Source organism: Danxiaibacter flavus (assembly GCF_041060425.1).
Lineage (GTDB): Bacteria > Bacteroidota > Bacteroidia > Chitinophagales > Chitinophagaceae > Danxiaibacter > Danxiaibacter flavus.
Window position 1 is genome coordinate 1,218,294 of record NZ_JAULBC010000002.1, and the last position, 19,577, is coordinate 1,237,870.

Annotated in this window: 30 protein-coding genes; 3 read left to right on the forward strand and 27 right to left on the reverse strand. The window is 40.8% G+C overall.

What is annotated here, in order from left to right; translation table 11 throughout:
• Positions 1–49: 49 nt before the first annotated feature.
• The 23 genes from secY to QTN47_RS10545 all read right to left on the reverse strand — a co-directional run bounded on the left by secY (position 50) and on the right by QTN47_RS10545 (position 12,683).
• Positions 50–1,396, reverse strand: a complete 1,347-nt coding sequence (secY, locus tag QTN47_RS10435; protein ID WP_369329304.1) for a preprotein translocase subunit SecY — start codon at positions 1,394–1,396, stop codon at positions 50–52.
• A gap of 73 nt (positions 1,397–1,469) precedes the next feature.
• Positions 1,470–1,919 (reverse strand): 50S ribosomal protein L15, encoded by a 450-nt coding sequence (gene rplO / locus QTN47_RS10440; protein WP_369329305.1) that lies wholly within the window; start codon positions 1,917–1,919, stop codon positions 1,470–1,472.
• A gap of 128 nt (positions 1,920–2,047) precedes the next feature.
• The gene (gene rpmD / locus QTN47_RS10445; RefSeq protein ID WP_369329306.1) at positions 2,048–2,230 is read right to left on the reverse strand and encodes a 50S ribosomal protein L30; all 183 of its coding nucleotides are present in this window, start codon (positions 2,228–2,230) and stop codon (positions 2,048–2,050) included.
• Between the two features lie 86 nt (positions 2,231–2,316).
• Positions 2,317–2,838 carry a 30S ribosomal protein S5 gene (gene rpsE, locus QTN47_RS10450; protein WP_369329307.1) on the reverse strand — a complete coding sequence of 174 codons (522 nt, stop codon included), beginning with the start codon at positions 2,836–2,838 and terminating at the stop codon, positions 2,317–2,319.
• Between the two features lie 28 nt (positions 2,839–2,866).
• The gene (rplR, locus tag QTN47_RS10455) at positions 2,867–3,220 is read right to left on the reverse strand and encodes a 50S ribosomal protein L18 (protein ID WP_369329308.1); all 354 of its coding nucleotides are present in this window, start codon (positions 3,218–3,220) and stop codon (positions 2,867–2,869) included.
• A 56-nt stretch (positions 3,221–3,276) separates the two neighbouring features.
• Entirely contained in the window at positions 3,277–3,831 is a 555-nt protein-coding gene (gene rplF, locus QTN47_RS10460; RefSeq protein ID WP_369329309.1) for a 50S ribosomal protein L6, read from the reverse strand.
• Between the two features lie 148 nt (positions 3,832–3,979).
• Entirely contained in the window at positions 3,980–4,378 is a 399-nt protein-coding gene (gene rpsH, locus QTN47_RS10465) for a 30S ribosomal protein S8 (protein WP_439100180.1), read from the reverse strand.
• A gap of 53 nt (positions 4,379–4,431) precedes the next feature.
• Complete coding sequence (gene rpsN, locus QTN47_RS10470) at positions 4,432–4,701, reverse strand: 30S ribosomal protein S14 (RefSeq protein WP_369329310.1); 270 nt, start codon at positions 4,699–4,701, stop codon at positions 4,432–4,434.
• A gap of 11 nt (positions 4,702–4,712) precedes the next feature.
• On the reverse strand, positions 4,713–5,288 hold the full coding sequence (gene rplE / locus QTN47_RS10475) for a 50S ribosomal protein L5 (protein WP_369329311.1): 576 nt from the start codon (positions 5,286–5,288) through the stop codon (positions 4,713–4,715).
• Positions 5,288–5,626, reverse strand: coding sequence for a 50S ribosomal protein L24 (gene rplX, locus QTN47_RS10480; protein ID WP_369329312.1), 339 nt, complete (start codon positions 5,624–5,626; stop codon positions 5,288–5,290). The genes rplE and rplX overlap by 1 nt, the downstream gene beginning before the upstream one ends.
• Positions 5,627–5,755: 129 nt before the next feature.
• Positions 5,756–6,124, reverse strand: a complete 369-nt coding sequence (gene rplN, locus QTN47_RS10485; RefSeq protein WP_153796537.1) for a 50S ribosomal protein L14 — start codon at positions 6,122–6,124, stop codon at positions 5,756–5,758.
• A 112-nt stretch (positions 6,125–6,236) separates the two neighbouring features.
• Positions 6,237–6,494 (reverse strand): 30S ribosomal protein S17, encoded by a 258-nt coding sequence (gene rpsQ / locus QTN47_RS10490; RefSeq protein WP_369329313.1) that lies wholly within the window; start codon positions 6,492–6,494, stop codon positions 6,237–6,239.
• Between the two features lie 84 nt (positions 6,495–6,578).
• A complete protein-coding gene (rpmC, locus tag QTN47_RS10495; protein ID WP_369329314.1) occupies positions 6,579–6,788 on the reverse strand; it encodes a 50S ribosomal protein L29 in 210 nt (69 codons plus the stop codon).
• 19 nt (positions 6,789–6,807) lie between these two features.
• Complete coding sequence (rplP, locus tag QTN47_RS10500; protein ID WP_369329315.1) at positions 6,808–7,227, reverse strand: 50S ribosomal protein L16; 420 nt, start codon at positions 7,225–7,227, stop codon at positions 6,808–6,810.
• 103 nt (positions 7,228–7,330) lie between these two features.
• Positions 7,331–8,107, reverse strand: a complete 777-nt coding sequence (rpsC, locus tag QTN47_RS10505; protein ID WP_369329316.1) for a 30S ribosomal protein S3 — start codon at positions 8,105–8,107, stop codon at positions 7,331–7,333.
• Positions 8,108–8,128: 21 nt separating this feature from the next.
• Complete coding sequence (gene rplV, locus QTN47_RS10510; protein WP_369329317.1) at positions 8,129–8,470, reverse strand: 50S ribosomal protein L22; 342 nt, start codon at positions 8,468–8,470, stop codon at positions 8,129–8,131.
• Positions 8,471–8,531: 61 nt separating this feature from the next.
• Entirely contained in the window at positions 8,532–8,801 is a 270-nt protein-coding gene (gene rpsS / locus QTN47_RS10515; RefSeq protein ID WP_369329318.1) for a 30S ribosomal protein S19, read from the reverse strand.
• Positions 8,802–8,850: 49 nt separating this feature from the next.
• A complete protein-coding gene (gene rplB / locus QTN47_RS10520; protein WP_369329319.1) occupies positions 8,851–9,687 on the reverse strand; it encodes a 50S ribosomal protein L2 in 837 nt (278 codons plus the stop codon).
• 46 nt (positions 9,688–9,733) lie between these two features.
• Entirely contained in the window at positions 9,734–10,033 is a 300-nt protein-coding gene (gene rplW / locus QTN47_RS10525) for a 50S ribosomal protein L23 (protein ID WP_369329320.1), read from the reverse strand.
• A gap of 27 nt (positions 10,034–10,060) precedes the next feature.
• The gene (rplD, locus tag QTN47_RS10530) at positions 10,061–10,699 is read right to left on the reverse strand and encodes a 50S ribosomal protein L4 (RefSeq protein ID WP_369329321.1); all 639 of its coding nucleotides are present in this window, start codon (positions 10,697–10,699) and stop codon (positions 10,061–10,063) included.
• 19 nt (positions 10,700–10,718) lie between these two features.
• Entirely contained in the window at positions 10,719–11,336 is a 618-nt protein-coding gene (rplC, locus tag QTN47_RS10535) for a 50S ribosomal protein L3 (protein ID WP_369329322.1), read from the reverse strand.
• Positions 11,337–11,615: 279 nt separating this feature from the next.
• Positions 11,616–11,921, reverse strand: a complete 306-nt coding sequence (rpsJ, locus tag QTN47_RS10540; RefSeq protein ID WP_153796548.1) for a 30S ribosomal protein S10 — start codon at positions 11,919–11,921, stop codon at positions 11,616–11,618.
• Between the two features lie 108 nt (positions 11,922–12,029).
• Positions 12,030–12,683 (reverse strand): DNA-3-methyladenine glycosylase, encoded by a 654-nt coding sequence (locus QTN47_RS10545; RefSeq protein ID WP_369329323.1) that lies wholly within the window; start codon positions 12,681–12,683, stop codon positions 12,030–12,032.
• A gap of 33 nt (positions 12,684–12,716) precedes the next feature.
• Between QTN47_RS10545 and QTN47_RS10550 the strand changes: the two genes are divergently transcribed.
• Positions 12,717–13,472 carry an EI24 domain-containing protein gene (locus tag QTN47_RS10550; RefSeq protein ID WP_369329324.1) on the forward strand — a complete coding sequence of 252 codons (756 nt, stop codon included), beginning with the start codon at positions 12,717–12,719 and terminating at the stop codon, positions 13,470–13,472.
• A gap of 132 nt (positions 13,473–13,604) precedes the next feature.
• On the forward strand, positions 13,605–14,315 hold the full coding sequence (locus QTN47_RS10555) for an SAM-dependent methyltransferase (protein WP_369329325.1): 711 nt from the start codon (positions 13,605–13,607) through the stop codon (positions 14,313–14,315).
• Between the two features lie 216 nt (positions 14,316–14,531).
• Here the strand turns inward: QTN47_RS10555 and QTN47_RS10560 are convergent, their stop codons facing one another.
• Both QTN47_RS10560 and QTN47_RS10565 read right to left on the reverse strand, forming a co-directional pair.
• On the reverse strand, positions 14,532–14,921 hold the full coding sequence (locus tag QTN47_RS10560; protein ID WP_369329326.1) for a DUF8785 domain-containing protein: 390 nt from the start codon (positions 14,919–14,921) through the stop codon (positions 14,532–14,534).
• Between the two features lie 110 nt (positions 14,922–15,031).
• Entirely contained in the window at positions 15,032–16,411 is a 1,380-nt protein-coding gene (locus tag QTN47_RS10565) for a M20/M25/M40 family metallo-hydrolase (RefSeq protein WP_369329327.1), read from the reverse strand.
• A gap of 152 nt (positions 16,412–16,563) precedes the next feature.
• Here QTN47_RS10565 and bshA point away from each other — a divergent pair, with 152 nt between their 5' ends.
• Entirely contained in the window at positions 16,564–17,712 is a 1,149-nt protein-coding gene (bshA, locus tag QTN47_RS10570) for an N-acetyl-alpha-D-glucosaminyl L-malate synthase BshA (protein ID WP_369329328.1), read from the forward strand.
• A gap of 344 nt (positions 17,713–18,056) precedes the next feature.
• Here the strand turns inward: bshA and QTN47_RS10575 are convergent, their stop codons facing one another.
• Positions 18,057–18,791, reverse strand: coding sequence for a shikimate dehydrogenase family protein (locus QTN47_RS10575; protein ID WP_369329329.1), 735 nt, complete (start codon positions 18,789–18,791; stop codon positions 18,057–18,059).
• Positions 18,791–19,564, reverse strand: a complete 774-nt coding sequence (locus QTN47_RS10580) for a phosphosulfolactate synthase (RefSeq protein ID WP_369329330.1) — start codon at positions 19,562–19,564, stop codon at positions 18,791–18,793. The genes QTN47_RS10575 and QTN47_RS10580 overlap by 1 nt, the downstream gene beginning before the upstream one ends.
• Positions 19,565–19,577: the final 13 nt, after the last annotated feature.

Consider the following 19,577-nt stretch of genomic DNA (forward strand, 5'->3'; position numbering starts at 1 on the left):
TAATGGCTGACAGGTTTTCGTTTATATCGGGTGTATTACACTTCGTTAATTAGTAGCTCGCTTGTGTAGTTGTTTGTCTACCCTGAACACGTCCACCTTTCATCAATCCATCATATTGACGCATCAACAGGTGAGTTTCAATTTGTTGCAGTGTATCCAAAATAACACCAACCATGATCAGCAAAGAAGTACCACCGAAGAAAGTACTGAATGACTGAGTAACACCTAAACGCTGAGCGAAACCAGGTAAAATACCTACCAGCGCAAGAAATACCGCACCCGGTAAAGTGATTCTATCCATGATCGCACCAATGTAATCAGCTGTTGGCTGACCAGGTTTAACACCAGGAATAAATCCGTTGTTACGTTTCAGATCTTCACTCATTTGCTTGGGGTTGAAGATCAATGCAGTGTAAAGGAAGGTAAACCCTATCACCATTACTGCATAGATCACCATGTACCAGGCGTTGCTATGATCAGAGAATATTTTCGTAATACCCCCTTTAGATTCCAGATTTGTAAAAGAAACCAATGTAGGCAGGAACATGATTGCCTGAGCAAAGATGATCGGCATTACACCAGCACTGTTCACTTTCAAGGGAAGGAACTGTCTCGCACCACCAAATTGTCTGTTGCCAATAATTTGTTTTGCGTAGTTCACAGGAATTTTTCTAACACCCTGAACAAGGATGATCAATCCCATGATGATCGCGATAAGAATAGCAACTTCAATTAAGAAGATCAACAATCCACCACCGCCTTTAGCTTGTTTTGCACCAAACTCCTGGATGATTGATTTTGGAAGGCGGGCAAGGATACCAACCATGATGATGATAGAAGTACCGTTACCTAAGCCTTTATCCTGGATCTTTTCACCCAACCACATTACAAACAAAGTACCTGCGGTTAAAACAATAATGGTAGAAACAAAGAAATAGCTACTATAAGCAGGAATCAGCGCTTCCTGGTATCCCGGGCTCTTTAAGTACGCAACGTAAGCACCAGCCTGGAAGATTGTCACAAGAACAGTCAGGTAACGAGTCCACTGATTGATCTTTTTGCGGCCGCTATCACCTTCTTTCTGCACTTTCTGTAACTGAGGAACCAGGATGGTCATCAGCTGCATGAAGATAGACGCAGAGATGTATGGCATAATTCCTAAAGCAAGAATAGAAGCCTGGGAGAATGCGCCACCAGCAAAGGTGTCAAACAAGCCCAGCAAGCCATTTTTACTTGCATTAGCAGCAGCTGTCTCAATTTTATTAGGATCGATACCCGGTAATACGATATGAGTACCGAATCTGTAAACCAACACTAAGCCCAGGGTTACCACTATCTTGGTACGTAACTCCTCAATGCTCCATATGTTCTTTAAAGTCTGTATTAGCTTTTTCACGTGACAGAGGTTAATAAGTGATTTTTAGACAAAAAGACGCACCCGGAGATGCGCCTAACAAATATCGTCTTTTTTATTTTAAAACTTCAACACTTCCGCCAGCCGCTTCAATAGCAGATTTTGCTTTTTCGCTAACAGCATTTACCTTAAATGTAAGTTTAGTTTTCAATTCACCATTGCCTAACACTTTCACTTTATCGGTACGGGAAATTAAACCATTGATGTACAGGTTCTCAAGGCTGATTTCAGTGAATCCGTATTTGTCAGCCAGCTCTTCGATCTGACCGATGTTGAATACTCTGAATTCAACGCGGTTACCGTTTTTGAAACCACGTTTAGGGATACGACGCTGAATTGGCATCTGACCACCTTCGTGTGCGTTCTTACGCTGATAACCGGCACGGCTCTGCCCACCTTTGTTACCTTTTGTAGAAGTTCCACCTTTACCGGAAGCTTCACCACGACCTAAACGTTTTTCTTTGTGTACGGAACCTGCTGCAGGTTGTAAATTGTGTAGTTTCATAACTCTTGATTTTTTACTCAACGGGGAATCGCCCCTCGCTTTTGTTTAATGGATTGCGAAAATAGTAAAATGCTAAATGCAATGCGAAATTAAATTCACATTAAGCATTTAGCATTTTACTTATTCAATTAAGCTAACTCTTCAACTTTCACCAGGTGGTTAACTTTAGTAACCATACCCAGGATCTGTGGAGTTGCTTCAACTTCTTTAGATGCGTTCAACTTTGTCAAACCCAGCGCTTTCAAAGTTAATTTTTGACGCTCAGGTCTGTCGATAGCGCTCTTAACCTGTGTTATTTTAATCTTTTTCATAAACCTCGTTCCGCTTTTGAGCGAACCATTTAAGTTGTGAAAATATATTTATTGCTTACATGAAATGCTTGCGCAAAACATGATGATTATCCCTGGAATACTTTACCCAATTTCAGGTTGCGGTTTTTAGCAACTTCAACTGGTTCGCGTAAAAGGGTTAACGCTTTAATGGTAGCTTTTACTACGTTGTGAGGATTTGCAGAACCCAGGTTCTTAGCCAGAACGTCTGTAAGACCTACACTTTCCAATACAGCACGCATGCTTCCACCAGCAAGTACACCAGTACCGTGTGCTGCAGGTTTAATCATAACTTTTGCTGCACCTTCTTTAGCCCACTGATCGTGAGGAATAGTGCCATGAATAACAGGTATTTTAACCAGGTTCTTCTTAGCATCTTCGATGCCTTTAGTGATAGCTTCCTGAACTTCTTTGGCTTTACCTAAACCCTGACCAACAACACCGTTTTCATTACCCACTACTACTAAAGCAGAGAAACTGAATGTACGACCACCTTTTGTTGTTTTTACAACGCGATTGATGGCAACTACTTTTTCTTTTAATTCCATCTCTCCGCCGGCTTTCACTTTATTTGCGTTTACTTTAGCCATTGTATCTTTTAATTAGATAATGTTTAAATTAGAATTTAAGACCTGCTTCTCTTGCTGCTTCAGCAACAGCCTTAACACGGCCATGATATAAGTAACCACCGCGGTCAAAAACAACAGTAGTAATTCCCAGTTCTTGTGCTTTACGCGCAATAGCAGCACCAACCAATTTGCTCTTTTCAGTCTTAGGTGCTTTTTGAGCCTGGATATCTTTATCTTTTGATGAAGCTGATGCAAGGGTAGCACCGTTAACATCATCAATTAACTGAACATATATTTCGGTATTGCTACGAAATACAGACAACCTTGGTTTACCGGCAGCACCAGCAATTTTTTTGCGGATGTTGTAGCGGATCTTTTGTCTTCTTAGAACTTTAGCGTCCATTATGATTTATTTTAGATTCCCCGTTAGCTGAACTGCCGGAGAAATGTTCATTTTAATTATTTACCAGCAGCTTTACCAGCTTTACGACGAATAACTTCATTGCTGTATTTAACACCTTTACCTTTGTAAGGCTCTGGTTTACGCAGGCTGCGAATTTTAGCGGCTACCTGACCAAGCAATTGCTTGTCAATACCTTCCAGAGAGATCTTAGGATTCTGACCTTTTTCTGTAACAGTAGCTACTTTTAATTCTTTAGGTACTTCGAAAATAATATTGTGAGAGTAACCTAATGCAAGATCAAGCGTATTGCCCTGGTTTGAAGCTTTATAACCCACACCCACTAACTCAAGATTTTTTGTATAACCTTCAGTAACACCTTTTACCAGGTTCGCAACCAATGCACGATATAGGCCATGCATAGCGCGGTGACGGATCTGATCTGTAGGACGGGTAACATTTACAGCACCGTCTTTAACTTCTACAGTGATATCCCTGTCAATTGATTCTTTTAATTCACCCTTAGGACCTTTTACGGTAACAATGTTATCCTTACCTACAGTAACTGTTACGCCGGCAGGGATTGTTATCGGTTTTTTACCTACACGAGACATAATTAGAAATTTTAATTATTAAAACTGTTTTTGAAAATGTGCAGGCTCCATGTGTTCAGTTCCGCGTAGAAAACTTAATTATCCTGAAACCTGTATAAAAATCGGAGAACCATTTTCAGCAATTCTCCGACAATTCGTTTATCTGCTATTAGTAGATGTAGCAAAGAACTTCACCACCAACATTCTGAGCTTTTGCCTGTTTGTCAGTCATAACACCTTTAGATGTGCTCAGGATAGCGATACCTAAACCACCGATAACTCTTTTGAAGTCAGTTGGTTTTGCGTACTGGCGAAGACCTGGACGGCTAACTCTTTCCAGAGAGCGGATAGCAGGCTGTTTGCTCTGAACATCATATTTCAAAGCTATTTTGATCAAACCTTGTTTGCTATCCTCTTCAAATTTGTACTTAAGGATATAGCCCTGTTCGTACAGAATTTCAGTGATACGCTTCTTTAAGTTAGAAGCTGGTATTTCTACTATTCTGTGACCAGCAAGTTGTGCGTTACGAATCCTTGTCAGGAAGTCTGCTATAGGATCAGTTACCATAATTATGTTGAATTACTTCTGTTTATAATATTGTTATCACCACTAAGAAAGGATTACCAGCTCGCTTTTTTAACACCTGGGATCTTACCATCCAAAGCCATGTCGCGGAACGTTACCCTGGAAATACCGAAGTATCTCATATAACCTTTAGGACGCCCTGTTAACTGGCAACGGTTTTTCAAACGAACGGGTGAAGCGTTACGAGGCAGTTTATCTAAAGCTGCATAATCTCCTTCTGCTTTTAAAGCAGCACGCTTGTCAGCAAATTTTGCTACTAATGCTTCACGCTTTCTTTGTCTGGCCTTTACTGATTCTTTTGCCATGTGATTTTATATTAGTTGTTATCCTTTTTAATATTTTTGAACGGTAAGCCCAGTTCTTTCAGTAACTCATATGCTTCTTCGTTGGACTGAGCAGAAGTTACGAAAGTGATGTCCATACCAGTTATCTTGCTTACTTTATCGATGTCGATTTCAGGGAAGATAATTTGTTCAGTAACACCTAATGTGTAGTTACCACGACCATCAAAGGCTTTATCGCTAATACCTTTAAAGTCACGAACACGTGGTAATGCTACAGAGATAAGGCGATCAAGAAACTCATACATCTTTACACCGCGTAATGTAACACGTGCGCCAATTGGCATGCCTTTACGCAATTTAAAGTTTGAGATATCTTTTTTACTTACTGTAGGTACAGATTTCTGACCAGTGATCATTGTCAATTCTTCGATAGCAATATCAACTGTTTTTTTATCAGATACAGCGCCGTTAACGCCTCTGTTGATGCATATTTTCTCCAGCTTAGGAGTCTGCATACTGCTTTTGTAAGCAAATTTTTTCACTAAAGCAGGTACAACTTCTTTAGTGTACTTGTCTGCTAATCTCGGAGTGTATTTTTCGGTACTCATTATTTAATGGCCTCCCCGGATTTTTTAGATATACGAACTAGTTTACCATTTTCCCTGGTGCGTTTTACCTTTGCGGGTGCGCCTGCTTTTGCATCCCACAACATAACGTTGCTAATGCTGATAGGAGCTTCCTTCTTTACAATACCGCCCCTGGTGTTCTGGGCAGAAGGCTTAGTGTGTTTAGTAATAATATTCACACCTTCAACCACAACGCGGCCTTTGTCGATAACAACTTCAAGCACTTTACGAGGCTTTTTGTTGTCTTTATCATCTCCGGCAATCACTACTACAGTATCGCCTTTTTTGATATTGTATTTAGGTTTAAATCTGTTGCTCATTTTTTTATATTTACGAAGTCAACCTTTTATCTTTATTCAACTTCTTTGAAACAATTACAGCATTAAGCCTTGTTTCCTTTTTCGGGCGGCAAAGGTAAATCAAAAAATTCACTTACCTGATACTATTTTTTATAGTACTTCCGGCGCCAGAGAAATGATTTTCATATATCCTTTATCCCTCAATTCTCTCGCTACTGGTCCGAAGATACGTGTGCCTCTTGGCTCATCTGAGTTATTGAGTAAAACAACGGCGTTATCATCGAAACGGATATAAGAACCATCTTTACGACGTAACTTGTTGGTAGTGCGTACGATAACTGCTTTAGAAACAGTACCTTTTTTAACGCCGCCGCCTGCGATGGCATCTTTTACGGTTACTACAATTTTGTCACCTATTTTAGCGTAGTCCTGTCCGGAGTTACCTAAAACCCTGATACACAGTACCTCTTTGGCACCACTGTTATCCGCTACGTTTAATCTGCTTTCTTGCTGAATCATTTTACTAAGCTTTTAGCTTTATAGCTGCGAGCAATATGCTCTTAGCGATAATGAATTTGTTCAGAGGCTGAGTGCTCGAAGACTATAGCTCAAGCTCACAGCTTAAATAAAATTATTTGGCTTTTTCTACGATCTCCACCAGTCTCCAACGCTTGGTTTTGCTTAAAGGACGAGTTTCCATAATCCTTACCACATCACCGATAGTGCACTCATTCTTTTCATCATGAGCATGAAACTTGGTAGTCTTTTTTACGAACTTACCGTAGATAGGGTGTTTTACTTTTCTCTCAACAGCTACAGTGATGGTTTTTTCCATTTTGTTGCTGCTAACAACCCCAATCCTTGTTTTACGCAAATTTCTTTCGGCCATTTTTGTTTTTTTTAGCTTTAGCTCCGTTTTTGCGGAGCAACTTTATTAATCACCCGAACAGATGTCCTGTTCAAGGTTCACAGCTTATTTTACCAGTTCTCTTTTTCTTAATTCGGACTTCAAACGTGCAACGTCCCTTCTAAGATTGCGAATGCTAACAGGGCTCTCAAGCGGAGAGATAGCATGAGCAAATTCAAGCTTCTTTAAACGAAGCTGATCTTCCTGGATGCGAGCTTTCAAATCTGCTTCGCTTAGATCTTTAATGCTCTTGTTAAATTCAAATTTTTTAGCCATTGCTGAAACGTTTTTAGAATTAAGCCTGCAAGTCTCTTCTTACAACAAATTTTGTTTTGATCGGCAATTTCTGTGCTGCCAGGTGCATTGCTTCTTCAGCAACCTGCTGAGATACACCGTCAACCTCAAACAATATGCGTCCTGGTTCAACTACTGCAGCCCAAAACTCTGGGTTACCTTTACCTTTACCCATCCTCACTTCAAGTGGCTTGCGGGTAATTGGTTTGTCAGGGAATATACGTATCCAAACATTACCTTCCCTTTTCATTGCACGTGTCATAGCCTGGCGGGCAGCTTCTATCTGACGGTTGTTCAACCAGATTGGTTCAACAGCTTTCAGTGCATAAGAACCAAAGGAAATGGTAGTGCCTCTTTTGGCAACTTCTCTTATGCGGCCCTTTTGCGCCTTTCTATGTTTTGTTCTTTTTGGCTGTAACATCTTGTTTTATTTTTGAGTTGCCAGCGGAGGACAGCTTCCTCTTGGCTTGTCAATTATTGTTTATCACAACCGGAACCTTTACGGTTACCGGTAACTTATTGAATTACCCTCTTCTGTCTCTTCTATCACCACCACCTCTTCTGTCGCCGCCTGGTCTTCTGTCGTGGTGTCTTTCTCCGCCTTCTCTTCTGTCTCTTCTATCACTTACATCACTCTTACCACCAGTAAAGTTGGGGTTCAATTCGCGTTTACCTAAAACTTCACCCTTACAGATCCACACTTTAATACCGATCTTACCATATACTGTTAAAGCGTATACTGAAGCGTAGTCGATATCCATACGCAAGGTGTGCAAAGGAACACGGCCTTGTTTGATCTCTTCAGAACGAGCGATTTCCGCACCGCCTAAACGACCGCTTGCCTTGATCTTGATACCTTCAGCACCCATGCGCAACGCAGAAGCAATAGCCATCTTGATAGCGCGCTTGTAGCTGATACGGTTTTCAATTTGTCTGGCAATGGTATCGCCAACGATATTCGCATCCAGTTCAGGACGACGGATTTCCAGAATGTTGATCTGAACATCGTCTTTACCTGTTAGCTTTTTCAGTTCTTCTTTAATTCTATCAACCTCGTTACCACCTTTTCCTATGATGATACCAGGTTTGGATGTGTGGATAGTTACAATTAACTTACCCAGTGTACGTTCAATAACAATCTTAGATATACCGCCTTTGTTAATACGTGCGTTCAGGTATGTTCTTATTTTGTTATCCTCTATAAGTTTGGTAGCAAAATCTTTTTTACCACCATACCAGTTACTTTCCCATCCGCGGATGATACCTAACCTGTTACCAATAGGATTTGCTTTCTGACCCATATTATGGATTAATAGGTTTTATTAATTATTTGAATCAACGATTATAGTTACATGGTTGCTACGTTTGCGTACTCTGTAGCCACGGCCCTGTGGAGCAGGACGCATGCGTTTTAGTACACGTGCACCATCAACAAAAACAGTTTTCACTACAAGGTTTGAATCAGCAGCGCTGCCACCATTCTTTTGCTCCCAGTTGCTGATTGCGCTCTTTAACAGCTTAGCCAAAGGCACAGCGTTATGCTGAGGATGATGCTCTAGTATAGCAAGAGCTTTTTCCACCTGCATTCCGCGAACCACATCGGCCAGTAAGCGCATTTTGCGCGGACCTGTAGGATAATTTTTCAATTTTGCTACTGCTTCCATTTTCTTTTTATTTCTGCTTTGTGATTGTTGTCTGTATAGCATTTCAACAATCAGAAATTAATTATTTCTTAGTTCCTGCGTGACCTTTAAAATTCCTGGTTGGAGCAAATTCACCTAATTTGTGACCAACCATAAATTCTGTTACGTAAACCGGGATGAACTTGTTTCCGTTGTGTACAGCGAATGTATGACCAACGAAATCCGGTGTAATTGTAGAACGACGGCTCCATGTTTTGATCACGGATTTTTTGTTTTTGCCTTCGTTAATGGCTAACACCTTAGTTTCCAGGTTACTGTCAACGTAAGGACCTTTTTTAATCGAACGACCCATAGTCGATTGTAAATTTTAGATTTCGAAATTCGTTTTGTTCCTGGTGCTACTATTTAAGTTTGCTACCGTCTCTGCGTTGGATGATCAGTTTGCTGCTTCCCTTGTGAGTAGAACGCGTTTTCAATCCTTTCGCATACTTACCGGTACGGCTTCTTGGATGTCCACCTGAAGCTCTACCTTCACCACCACCCATTGGGTGATCTACAGGGTTCATGGCAACACCACGAACGCGAGGACGAACTCCTTTCCAACGATTTCTACCAGCTTTACCGGCAGTCTCAAGATTATGGTCGCTGTTGCTTACTACACCAACAGTTGCATAACACTCGATCAATATTTTTCTCAACTCACCAGAAGGCATTTTCAATACAGCGTATTTTTCTTCCTTGTTGGTTAACTGTGCAGAAGCACCAGCGCTTCTTACAAGTTTACCACCCTGGTTAGGTTGTAATTCGATGTTGTGGATGTTTGTACCTAAAGGCATGAACTTCATCTGAAGTGCATTTCCGATTTCAGGAGCCACGCTGTTACCAGCAATGATCTTCTGACCTACCTGGATGCCCTGAGGAGCCAGGATATATCTTTTTTCACCATCAGCATACTCTAACAAAGAGATGAATGCTGAACGGTTTGGATCGTATTCAATTGAAACTACAGTAGCTTCAATATCTCTTTTGTTACGTTTGAAGTCAATTACACGATAGTGCTTTTTGTTACCACCACCCATGTAGCGCATAGCGCGACGGCCCTGTGCGTTACGGCCACCTGTGCTATGAATTGGCTCTAACAGGCTCTTTTCAGGCTCGTTAGTTGTTATCTCGGCATACGCATTACCGATTCTCCAACGAGTACCAGCGGTTACCGGTTTAAACTTTCTTAATGCCATTTGTTATTACTTTTTATGCGAATTTTTCAGCTTCGCGGCTATAGAATTAAATATTAGCGTACAAATCAATGCTCTCGCCTTCAGCAATAGTAACCATTGCTTTTTTGTATGCAGGCTTCTGACCTTTTACAAATCCGGCTTTAGTGAATTTTGTCTTATTCTTACCAGGAACAACCAAAGTGTTCACGTCCAGCACTGTTACACCGTAAAACGTTTCGATAGCTTTTTTAATTTCCAGCTTGTTAGCTTTACGTGCAACTTTGAAAGCATAGCGGGTCAGTTTTTCCTGTTGCGCGTTTGCTTTTTCTGTAAGAATAGGTTTTATTAATATTTCGCTCAGTTTCATTTTTATTCAGTTGAAACGTTAGTCAAATTAAGCTTCTGCAACAGCATCTTCTTCGGCGAAGATCTTAGCTGCATTTTCAGTTAATACCACTACATCTGCATTTACGATGTCGTAAGTGTTGATGTCTGCCAGTAATGTACCTTCAACAGCCGGTACGTTACGTAAGCTCAGGTAAAGATTGTCATTGTATTCAGGCAATACGAACAATGCTTTCTTGCCGGCAACATTTAAACTTTTCAGCACTTCAACCAAATGTTTGGTTTTAGGTGAATCCAGGTTTACATCTTCCACTACTACAATTGCATTGTCTTTAGCTTTATAACTTAAAGCGCTTACTTTAGCAAGGTCTTTAACTTTCTTGTTCAGCTTAAAGTCGTAACCGTGTGGTTTAGGTCCGAAGATCGTACCACCACCTTTGTATAAAGGGTTGCGGATGTTACCTTTACGGGAACCACCAGTACCTTTTTGACGGTGCAGTTTACGGCTTGCACCTTTAACTTCTGCACGTGTTTTTACTTTGTGTGTGCCCTGACGCTGAGCTGCCTGGTATTGTTTAACAGCCAGATAGATTACGTGGTCATTAGGCTCAACACCGAATATTTCATCCGGTAACTCAACAGTTCTACCGGTTGTTTGTCCTTTTGTATTTAAAACTTCTACTTGCATTTCAAAATCAGATTAAAGTTTACTTCTGGATTAAAACGATTGAACCGTTGTGGCCGGGAACAGAACCGCTAACTAGGATATAATTCTTATCAGCGAAGATTTTAATCACTTTCAGGCCTTTTACTTTCACTCTATCGCCACCCATGCGGCCAGCCATTCTCATACCTTTGAATACGCGGGAAGGATAAGAAGAACCACCGATAGAACCAGGAGCTCTCTGACGATCGTGCTGTCCGTGAGATTGCTCACCCACACCACTAAAGCCATGGCGTTTTACAACACCCTGAAAACCTTTACCTTTTGTAGTACCAACTACGTCAACAGATTCGCCTTCAGCAAAAATGTCTACGGTAACAGTTTCACCAATATTTTTGTCAATTGAATAATCGCGGAATTCTTTTACAAAGCTTTTAGCCGGAGTGTTGGCTTTTGCGAAGTGATTTGTTTCAGCTTTGTTTGAATGCTTTTCTTTCTTGTCGCCAAACGCTAATTGTAATGCAGTGTAACCATCTGAATCTTCGGTTTTCACCTGGGTTACAACGCAGGGACCAGCTTCGATGATCGTGCAAGCGGTCTGTTTTCCGTCTGCGCCGAAGATGCTGGTCATCCCAATTTTTTTACCAATAATACCTTTCATTTGTTTGCGGTTTTAGCCCCGCAGGTTGTAAGGACATCACACCGTTTGACTGTGTGATTCAATCCTCTGTTTGCCTTCAACCTTTTCCTTTCTGGGGAAGTACTGAAGGTAAACAAACCTCGAAGGGCTTGTTTATATTTAATGATCGTTAACTCAGAGCTAACTTAAATTATGATCAGAGCTCTTTTCTTCCCGGCTACAGTTCCCCGGAATTTTGAGAGATGATGCTATTTATAAGAACTTAGAACTTTTGAAGCTTGTCATTGACAAGCCAAGTCATCAGGCTTTGATCTCTACTTCAACACCAGAAGGCAGATCCAACTTACTTAAAGCGTCAACCGTTCTTGATGATGTAGTGTAGATATCCAGTAAACGTTTGTGTGTACATAACTGGAACTGTTCACGGCTCTTCTTATTCACGTGAGGTGAGCGTAATACAGTGAAAATTTTCTTGCGTGTAGGCAAGGGAATTGGACCTGTAACTACTGCTCCTGTGCTGCGCACAGTCTTAACGATTTTCTCGGCAGATTTATCTACCAGATTGTGATCGTATGATTGTAATTTAATTCTGATTCTCTGAGACATAGCCTATACCCAAAATTTGATTGGGAGCGCAAAGGTATGTGGATATATTTTATCAGACAAGCTTTTTCTAAAGTTTTTTTCCTCAAAAGGCCATTTTTCAGGAGTTTTTTAGGATTTTGGCTTTTTGCCGCTCACAAAATTATTGTTTTTTATAATAAAGCGGTAAGGGAGCATCGCATCATCACCGGCATAGTCCACCCCTATTCTCGGCGTGGCCGCAATTTCCGATGATCTTAATTTGAAATGATCGTCGGCAATAAAAATGTCTCCTTCCAGCAAACTTATTCCTGAATGACATGTATAGATGCCCATGGCTTTGGATACATTTCCCGGTCCCCTGGTCAGCGTATAATCCAGTTTCTTTTTTCCAGTCCGTTTCAGCATCAGGTCGATGCCGATCATCGGATCAAGTGCCCTTATGAGAATAGCATGAGGGATATCTTCTTCATTTGTTACAACATTAAAAAGATGGTGAATTCCATAGCATAAATAAACATAAGACGTTCCTCCCATTGCGTACATTATTTCGGTCCGGTTGGTGCGGCGACCGTTCCAGGCGTGAGAAGCTTTATCTACTTCCCCGTTATATGCCTCGGTTTCAACTATCCTTCCGGCGGTGAGCTTTCCATCAAACGTGGTAACCAGTATTTTCCCGAGTAAGTTCTTTGCGATCGACACCACGGATTTCTGCCTGTAAAAATCAGCTTGTAATATGTCCCACTTCCCTATTTCGTTTGCTGAATTCTCTATTTTACCTTCCAATTCTCCTATATTTATCCACTAAATTACCCTTTTGTGCTAAAAGAGATCATTATTGCTATACAATCTTATTTTAAAGCTCACCAGTTTATAAGGGAAAATAAATTATGGAAATGGATCCTGATCCCAGGGTTTATATACGCAATACTATTCATTGTTAGCATGTATTTTTTCGGAAAGAGTGCCAATAATGCAATCGAATGGATAAAAAATGTAACGCACCTTACCGTTTGGCTGGAAAAAATGCAAAGTAGTTTTTTGAGCTTTTTATTTGCTATTTCCGGATTGATTCTGTGGCTGGTGTTGATGCTCTTTTACTTCTCACTTTTTAAATATTTATGGCTGATCGTTGGTTCTCCCGTTTTTGCTTACTTAAGTGAAAAAACAACGTCGATCCTGGAAGGGCGGGATTTTCCATTCTCCTTCAGGCAGTTAGCTCATGATATTGTCAGAGGAATAAAAATTGCACTGAGGAACACCCTTTGGCAGACTATTTACACCATCAGCATTGTATTCCTATCTTTTATCCCGCTTGTCGGTTGGGCCATGCCGATGGTTGCCATGTTTTTGGAGTGTTATTATTATGGCTTCTCCATGTTGGATTATACTTGCGAACGGCAAAAAATGAGTGCTTCAGAGAGCATCTACTTTATTAATAATCATCGCGGCCTTGCGATTGGCAATGGCTTGATTTTTTACCTGATGCATCTTGTTCCCGTTATTGGTTGGGTGTTTGCACCTGCATATGCAGTTATTGCTGCAACGCTGAGCTTGAGAGAAGAAAAAGCTTAGAGCTTAAAGCCCAAAGCTTAAAACTGCCAAGGCCAGGCGGGTGATATCATCGTTCGAAATGATGTGTTAGTTATGACATTATGATTTCGAGATATTTATTTTAAGTAAGACTCGCCATACTACTTTTGTATTATGACCGGAAAAGTTATTTTAATTCCAACAGTATTAGCGGATGAAGATCAGGCACTTGAAACAATACCTCCATATATTTTGGACGGAATAAGGCAGTGCCAGGTATTTTTCGCAGAAAATGAAAAGACTGCAAGGCGCTTTTTTAAGAAGATCTGGAAAGAAATGGTGATCGATGATTATAAATGGTACACCATCCACAAGGCAGAGGACGAAGTAAAAGAAGCTTTTGGTAGCCACCTGAAAAACGGGCAAACGATCGGAATTGTCAGCGAAGCCGGCTGTCCGGGTGTTGCAGATCCGGGGCAGCTGCTGGTTGAAAGAGCTCAGCAACTTGGAGCTACCGTACATCCGCTTGTTGGTCCCAGTTCAATATTATTGGCGTTAATGGCTAGTGGCATGAATGGACAATGCTTTCAATTCAACGGATATCTTCCCATTGATAATGCTGCCAGGAAAAAGAGCTTGAAAGACCTCGAGGCCGAGATGCAAAAGAAGAATTGCACCCAAATTTTTATTGAAACCCCTTACCGGAATAATCAATTGGTCAAAGATATTTTAAGTACCTGCAGGAATGAATCCCGCCTGTGCATCGCCGTGGATATCACGGCCAGCACACAAAGCATCATAACCAAAACCGTCCAGCAATGGAAGCAACAGCCACTGCCAGAGTTGCACAAGAGGCCGGCGATATTTCTCTTGGGAAGACCGTAAGACGTGTAAGACAGTAAGACATGTAAGACGCGTAAGACAGTAAGATGGTAAGAAAATAAGAAGCCGTCGCAATGACCAGAAATCTAGTCACAACGACGGCTTGTTTAATTGTTTATTAAAAATCTCCTTATTCACTTCCTAAAGCCTTATGCCTGATACCTGACGCCTGATACCGTCCTCTCCCCACATCGTACATCTAAAACCGTACATCGTACATTATTTGGGTTTTATTACCGTCTCCCCCTCCATGCTTCTGATTTCATAAATGCTGTCAACAATAAATTTTTGCATACCGCGCCAGGGAAGGGCGCCCTGGTATTCTTTATAATGGAGAACAACTTCTTTTCCGGCAGCTTCCAGTAAAGTATGGGCGACTTTTTCGTTGACAACACTAAATTCAAATTCGTTGCTCTGCACATTGGCTTTAAAACCACTCTGAATAATCTTGCCTTCATAGGTCTTAAAGACATAGCCTTTTTTCATGAAGTAATTCAAATTACCAGCCTTCGTTGCTTCACCAAAAACCCAGAAAAAACGGAAATAGCAAAAAACAATCAGAAATAATACAAGGATGATTATAATGTTCCTGAAAATTCTCTTTTTCATTTTTATTGATTTGATTTTAGGTCGCGGCTCAATATATCTGACATCGTACTCCTAACATCGTATATCTAACACCGTACATCTAACATCGTACATCTGCATCGTACATTGCCTCAAAGTCCGTATTTATCTACAAGATACAATAAAGCAGCCATGTTAATTGCACCCAGCTTTAGTTCACGAATGTTTACGGCTTCGAGAACATCACCCGCGGAATGATGCAAATCAAAATAACGCTGACTATCCGGCCTTAGTTCGCCAACCGGCGTTTTTAATTGTTCTCCCAAAGACCTTATGTCTTCTCCTCCACCTCCATCTTCAAAATCTGTAACCCCGTAAGGGGCAAAAAATGGTTTCCAACTGTTCACTTTGCTCCAGGCGCTGGCAGGCAATTCAAGACTAAAACCTCTTGGTGTAAATCCTCCCGCATCACTTTCCAGGGCGAATACATGTTTTTCCTTATTTATTTTGGCTACTGCTGCATATTTTTCACCACCGCGCGTTCCATTTTCTTCATTCGCAAACAACACAAAACGAATCGTATGCTTAGGCCTGAAACCTGTGGCTTTAAATGCACGAAGTATTTCTATAGTTTGCACGATTCCGGCTCCATCATCGGTTGCGCCTTCGTTAACATCCCAGCTATCAAGGTGGCCGCCAACGGTTATATATTGATCAGGATATTCCGAACCGGTTATTTCGCCAATGACATTATGACCAATTGTGTCCGGTAGCATTTTTCCGTAAGTAAATAACTGTGCTGTTATAGATTTACTTTTTGTGAACAGGGTATCCAGCTTTTCCATATCGCGTAAGCCAACCGCAGCGGCAGGAATTTTGGGGATACTGTCCAAATAATGCAATGCGCCCGTGTGTGGATTATTGTCCATAGAGTGAGACATGGATCGCACCAATACTGCAACAGCTCCGTATTGTGCAGCCCGGCTTGCGCCTATGGCACGATAAATAACATTCTTTCCATAAGCTTCAAACGTGTGGATGAACTCCTCATCAAATGGAACAGAATAAAAAACAATCTTGCCCTTTAACTGATCTTTTTTTGCTTCAAGATCATCAAATGATGTAATCCTTATCAACGGAGCTTTTACGCCACGGACTCCGGAACCAACAGAATTACCCAATGCTAATACATTTAATTGCATTGTTTGTTGTTTGCCGTTCTCAGTATAAGAGACAGACGCCTTATCCTTGCCGCCACGCACCCAATGCGGAACCATACATTCCTGTAATGTGACTTTATCTGCGCCTGCAGCTTTAAGTGCTTCCGCTCCCCACTGTTCTGCTTTTACCATTTGAGGAGATCCTGCAAGCCGCCCCCCAATTTTCTTTGTGAGATAATATAAATTGTTGTAAGCTGCCCTGTTTGTTAAAACATTATCAGATAAATTCTTTATAAACAATGAGTCTGTTAACAGATCTTGTGCATAGCTAAAAACAGGTAACAGGGCCAAAAGCAGTAACGTTTTCTTCATGTAGGTTATAATTGGTGAAATCCTGGTTTTGTCTTCAAATATATAGGTGATTTTTAAAAGCCGGTGAATTCATATTATAAAACGGTTACCTGACATGATTACCGGTTTTCACTTAGGAACAAATATTGTTATTTTGCTGTAAATACATTCACATGCGCATAGGTATAGTTTGCTATCCCACTTTTGGCGGTAGCGGGGTATTGGCTACAGAATTAGGAAAGGCTTTGGCAGATAAAGGACATTCAGTTCATTTTATTACATACCAGCAACCGGTAAGGTTAAACGTATTTAGTGCCAATATCTATTACCATGAGGTGCGCGTGCCGGCTTATCCGCTATTTGATTATTCTCCCTATGAAGTTGCTCTCGCGAGTACTATGGTAGATGTAATCTTAAATCATGATCTTGATCTGTTACACGTACATTATGCCATTCCTCATGCTTCAGCAGCTTACATGGCAAAACAGATCGCTCAAAAAAGAGGTCGCAATATTCCCGTAATCACAACTTTGCATGGAACTGATATTACCCTTGTGGGCCGTAATAAAATGTACGAGCCGGTAGTTACCTTCTCCATTAATGAATCAGATGCCATAACAGCAGTTTCGGAAAATCTCCGTGAAGAGACATTCAAATGGTTTAAAATAACAAAGGAGATTGAAGTTATCTACAACTTCGTTGACATGAGCCGTTTTGATAAGAAGCCGATCGATGCCTTTAGAAAAGTAATTGCGCCTAACGGCGAGAAGATCATTATTCATGCATCCAACTTCAGATCGGTAAAACGCGTGGAGGATGTGATCACAACTTTTGCTGGTATTCATCCCAAAGTGCCTAGCAAGTTGTTGATGGTCGGCGACGGACCGGAAAGATCGGCAATGGAAACAATGGTAAAAGATCTTAACCTGCATGATGATGTACGTTTTCTTGGTAAGCAAGAACAAATAGAAGAGATCTACGCAATTGCTGATCTGTTTTTACTTCCTTCCAATTATGAAAGCTTTGGGTTAGCAGCGTTGGAAGCGATGGCCGCAAAAGTTCCTGTAATAAGTACCAATGCCGGTGGGTTGCCTGAAGTAAATATTGAGGGGAAAACGGGTTATCTCACCAATGTGGGCGATACTAATGCAATGACTCAAAAAGCAATCGAGCTTTTAAGCAATGAGGCGTTGCTGCAGGAATTTAAGCAACACGCATTTGAACAGGCCAGCCATTTTGATATACACAACATAGTTCCGGTTTACGAAAAATTATATGCGAGGTTCTGCCGCATGGATTGTGAAGAAAAGTTGAATGCGTGATTCGGATTTTTATTGTCTTGATTTGGATTAAAATGATTAAGGGATATACGGGATCTATTTGAAAACAGGAATTTAGATAAAAGGCGGCTGATTTTTTGTCTTGATCTGGATTTAAATGATTAAGGGATATACGGGATTTATTTGAAAACAGGAATTTAGATAAAAGAAGTGTGATGGAGTGTTTTGCCTTGATTTGGATTAAAATGATTAAGGGATATACGGGATTTATTTGAAAACAGGAATTGGGTAAAGGGATTTGACGCATGGTATTTTCTAATCTTCTGCCTTAATATGAATCAGCAATAATAACAATCCCGCTGATCCTCAAATCCTATAAATCCTGGTCAAGACGCATTCCAAATTTCCCAATTAGCCTCGGCCTGCAGCACAAGCATATCATAGCCGTTCTGGATTACGGCGCCGCGTTCAGCACCTTCTTTTAAAAAGCGTGTAAGAGGCGGATTGTATACAAGATCGTATAAATAATGCCGTTCGGTAAGAAATTCGTAAGGCAAGGGCGGACATTCATTTACTTCGGGATATGTCCCTAACGGCGTACAATTAATTATGATCTTGTGGTTGTCGATGATACTTTCTGTAATCGATGAATAAGTGATTGTATTATCCTGCTGTCTGCGCGATACATACTGAAAAGGAATGCTGAGCTTATTCAAAACGTATTCAATTGCTAAAGCGGCACCACCTGTTCCCAATATCAGCGCTTGTTTGTGATGTGGTTGAAGATGTCTGATAAACGACTGTTCAAATCCAATTATATCGGTATTGTAGCCGGTAAGCTTTCCATTCCGGATGGTGATACAGTTGCACGCGCCAATTTGCTTCACCGCAGCATCAGTTTCATCCAGGTAATCCATCACCTGCTTTTTATAAGGAATTGTAACAGCCAATCCTTTAAGATCAGGATTGTTCAGCAAAACGTCGTCTAAATCTTCAATAGAAGGAATAGAAAAGTTTTCAAATGAAACGTTTTCTATTCCTTCCTGCAGAAATTTTTCTGTAAAATACTTTTGCGAGAACGAATGCCCTAAAGGATACCCTATCAAACCGTATTTTGGCATTACTGCGCAGTTTCGTTGTTAAGATATAGATGGAAAGTATCTCCACGTAAACCAATACGCATTGTTTCCAAAGGAATTACTTCTGTTGGCGCAATATTTCCGAGGTTAACATTGCAGCCCAATAATTCCAGAAAATATAACTGTTGAGCTTTTTGAGGTGCTTCCCAGATAATTTTTTCGCCAGGAATCTGTGTCAGAATTTCGTTTACCAAACCTTCCCTTACTTCACCGCTTCCACGATAGATACCAACATTACCGGCTTCACGGGCTTCTGCAATAACATAAGAAGAACCAGCTTCCAATTCAGCGCGCATTAATTCGATCCATTTATACGGAGGAATAATGTGTTCTGCATCTTTGCTACCCACTTCACTTAAAACAGTGGCATACTGCGTTAATTTCTCAATATAACCGCATTTCTCGGCATGTGGGATAGTTATTGAACCGTCACTTACTTCAATGAAAGACACACCATAATCTTTACAGATCTCAACGTAATCATTGAACTGGTTTCTGATCAGGAAAGCTTCAAACAGGGTACCACCAAAGTAAATGGGAATATTGTAGTTTTTATACACTTCGATTTTCTCACGCAAATTGGGAGTTACGTACGACGTTCCAAATCCTAGCTTCACAATATCTACATGAACATGAGCTATACTCAAAAAATTCTCTACTTCATTTATGCTCAGGCCTTTATCCATCACCATAGTGATACCGGAGTTCCTGGGCTTTTGGTTGCGTTCGGGTATTTGAGATAAATTAAAATTCATTACACATATTGTT